This is a genomic window from Mycobacterium sp., from assembly GCF_039583805.1.
Taxonomy (GTDB): domain Bacteria; phylum Actinomycetota; class Actinomycetes; order Mycobacteriales; family Mycobacteriaceae; genus Mycobacterium.
In genome coordinates this window covers 1-3,621 of the sequence record NZ_JAVKSH010000179.1, presented here as the reverse complement: position 1 = coordinate 3,621, position 3,621 = coordinate 1, and the positions used below count along the sequence as shown (strand labels likewise).

The 3,621-nt window shown below is 71.3% G+C and carries 2 protein-coding genes; both read right to left on the bottom strand.

The window, feature by feature from the left end; translation table 11 throughout:
- The coding region (locus ABDW21_RS16600) for an MFS transporter (protein ID WP_343710765.1) at nt 1-1,413 on the bottom strand (1,413 nt) is incomplete at its 3' end.
- Nucleotides 1,410-3,581, bottom strand: a complete 2,172-nt coding sequence (uvrB, locus tag ABDW21_RS16595; RefSeq protein WP_343710764.1) for an excinuclease ABC subunit UvrB — start codon at nt 3,579-3,581, stop codon at nt 1,410-1,412. The genes ABDW21_RS16600 and uvrB, both read right to left, overlap by 4 nt.
- Between the last annotated feature and the right edge of the window lie 40 nt (nt 3,582-3,621).

Here is a 3,621-nt window from a genome sequence, read left to right as displayed (position 1 = left end):
CCATGCAGCCGACACTAGCGCGCGGTCCTGCCCGCGGGTGGACCGGTAGGACGCGAGGACGCCCGGCACCGCCGCCGCGGCGAAGACCGCGAACAGCCAGCGGGCCGCCTGCGCCGTGCCGCCGCCCGCGCTGTTGACGACGACACCGGCCAGGCCGGCGCCGAACGACCCGGAGATCAGCTGCACCGTGTTGATGCCGGCCGCGGCCGCACGGCCGTCGGTGTCGACGCAGGCCATCGCCCACGCCGACAGGTGCGGCCACGCCGCGCCGATCCCGGTCCCGGTGATCAGCAGCGCACACGTCCACAGCGCGACGACGCCGGCCGGCGCGTTGTCGACCTGGGCTACCGCACCCAGCGTCAGGCCCACAGCCACGATCACGGGCGCGGCGGCGACCAGGCGGGCGATGTGCCGGGCGTTGGTCAGCGACGCGCTGACGATTTCGCTGACCGTCCAGCCGACCGCCAGCGCCGCACCCAGAAAGCCGGCCGCGACCGGCGTCAGGTGCGCCAGTCGCTGCCCGAACAGCGGCACGTACATGTCGGCCATCGCGGCGGCCATCAGCAACGCCATGCTCAGGTAGATCCAGGTCAGCGGACCCGCGCTGTAGGCGCTGCGCGGTAACACCGCCGCCGGCAACCGCCGGTCCACCGCCACGAACGCCGCGACCAGCAACGCGCCGAGCGCGAGCAACCCGGCGGTCGCGGTGCCGTCGCGCGGGAGGGCCGCGGCGCTGACCGCCAGCGCGGCGGCGCCCAGCAGCAGCAGCGACCACGCCGGGACCCGCGGCGCCGGTGTCGCGTCGCCCGGGTCGACACGGCCCGCGGCCAGCACGGCGGGAACGAGCGCGACCATCCCGGCGGCCAGCACCGCCACCGCGCCGAACGCCCAGCGCCACAGCCCGAACTGGGCGAACAACCCACCCGCCGCCGGGCCGGCCACCGTCGCCACCCCCCACATCGCCGACACCAGCGCCGAAGCGCGGGTCCACAACACCCGCGGCAACGCGGCGCTGATGACCGCGTACCCCAGCCCGGCCAGCAGGCCGCCGGCCGCGCCCTGCAGCGTGCGGCCCGCCAGCAGCACGGCCATGCCGGGAGCGGCCGCGCAGACCAGGCTGCCGACCGCGAACACCACCAGGCCCAGCAGATACGACGCGCGGGCACCGAACCGCTGCAATGCCGGGTAGACCGCGGCGGCCGCCATCACCGAGCCGACCAGGTAGAGGGTGGTCACCCAGGCGTACAGCTGCTCGCCGCCGATGTCGGCGACCGCGCTGGGCAGCAGGCTGATGGTCAGGAACTCGGTGGTGGCGTAGAGCGCGACACCGCCGGCGAGCAGCGTCGCGGTTCCCAGATGCGCGCGGCCCAGCAGCGCACGCCAACCGCCGGTGGTGCTCGCGACGTCGGTCACTTCAGGCCGGCGGCGTCCATGCCGCGCAGTTCCTTTTTCAGGTCGGCGATCTCGTCGCGGATGCGTGCGGCCAGCTCGAACTGCAAGTCCCGGGCCGCGGCCATCATCTGTTCGGTGAGGTCGGTGATCAGGCCGGCCAGCTCGGCGCGCGGCATGCCGGCGGTGTCGCGGCCCTCGACGACGCCGGCACCGGCCGGCCGGCCCGGCGCGCCCTGCGCGCGACGGCCACGCGATGCGTTGCGTCCGGAGCCGCCGATCTCAACCGCCTCCGTGTCGGCGGCCTCGCGGTAGACCTGGTCGAGGATGTCGCCGATCTTCTTGCGCAGCGGCTGCGGGTCGATTCCGTTCGCCTGGTTGTAGGCGATCTGCTTGGCCCGGCGGCGTTCGGTCTCGTCGATGGCCTCTTTCATCGAGTCGGTGATGGTGTCGGCGTACATGTGCACCTCACCGGAGACGTTGCGGGCGGCGCGGCCGATGGTCTGGATCAGGCTGCGCGACGACCGCAGAAAGCCCTCCTTGTCGGCGTCGAGGATCGACACCAGCGACACCTCCGGCAGGTCGAGGCCCTCGCGGAGCAGGTTGATCCCGACCAGCACGTCGTAGTCGCCGAGCCGCAGCTGGCGCAGCAACTCGACCCGGCGCAGCGTGTCGACCTCGGAATGCAGATAACGCACCCGGATGCCCATTTCCAGCAGGTAGTCGGTGAGGTCCTCGGCCATCTTCTTGGTCAGCGTCGTCACCAGCACCCGCTGGTCGGCCGCGGCGCGGGTGCGGATCTCCCCGATCAGGTCGTCGATCTGGCCTTTGGTCGGTTTGACCACCACCTTCGGGTCCACCAGGCCGGTGGGCCGGATCACCTGCTCGACGAACTCGCCGCCGGTTTGGCTGAGCTCGTAGGGACCCGGCGTCGCCGACAGATACACCGTCTGCCCGATCCGGTCGGCGAACTCCTCCCAGGTCAACGGGCGGTTGTCGCACGCCGACGGCAGCCGGAAGCCGTATTCGACGAGGTTGCGTTTGCGCGACATGTCGCCTTCGTACATGCCGCCGATCTGCGGCACGGTGACGTGCGACTCGTCGATGACGAGCAGGAAGTCCTCCGGAAAGTAGTCCAGCAGGGTGGCCGGCGGGGTGCCCGGCCCGCGACCGTCGATGTGCCGCGAGTAGTTCTCGATGCCCGAGCAGAACCCGACCTGCCGCATCATCTCGATGTCGTAGCTGGTGCGCATCCGTAGCCGCTGCGCCTCCAGCAGCTTGCCGTGGCGTTCCAGGTCGGCCAGGCGCTGCGCCAGCTCCTCCTCGATCGTCGAGATGGCGTGTGCCATCCGCTCCGGACCGGCCACGTAGTGGGTGGCCGGGAAGATCCGCAGCGAGTCGACCTCGCGGATCACGTCGCCGGTCAGCGGGTGCAGGTAGTACAGCGCCTCGACCTCGTCGCCGAAGAACTCGATACGGACCGCCAGCTCCTCGTACGACGGGATGATCTCGACGGTGTCGCCGCGCACCCGGAAGGAGCCGCGAGTGAACGAGAGGTCGTTGCGGGTGTACTGGACGTCGACCAGCAGCCGCAGCAGCCCGTCACGCGGGACCTCGGAGCCCACCTGCAGCTCCACGGACCGGTCCAGGTAGGACTGCGGCGTGCCCAGTCCGTAGATGCACGACACGGACGCCACCACCACCACGTCGCGCCGCGACAGCAGCGCCGACGTCGCCGAGTGCCGCAGCCGCTCCACGTCGTCGTTGATGGAACTGTCCTTCTCGATGTAGGTGTCGGTCTGCGCGATGTAGGCCTCCGGCTGGTAGTAGTCGTAGTAGGAGACGAAATACTCGACGGCGTTGTGCGGCAACATCTCTCGCAGCTCGTTCGCCAGCTGGGCGGCCAGCGTCTTGTTCGGCGCCATCACCAGGGTGGGCCGCTGCAGGCGTTCGATCAGCCACGCGGTGGTCGCCGACTTCCCGGTGCCGGTGGCGCCGAGCAGCACCACGTCGCGCTCCCCCGCCCTGATGCGGCGCTCCAGCTCGTCGATGGCGGCCGGCTGGTCACCGGCCGGGGTGTGCGGGCTGACCACCTCGAAGCGGCCACCGACGCGCACGGCCTCCTCGACCGCGCGGTATTCGGAGTGCGCGGCCGGGGCATGGTCAGCGGGATGTTCGGTAGCGAACGCCATGGTTAACAGGGTAGAACGCGGCACCGACAGGCTTCGGGCC

Coding starts and splice junctions, on each gene's coding strand:
- uvrB (WP_343710764.1), bottom strand. CDS start 3,581: ATGGCGTTCGCTACCGAACATCCCGCTGACCATGCCCCGGCCGCGCAC.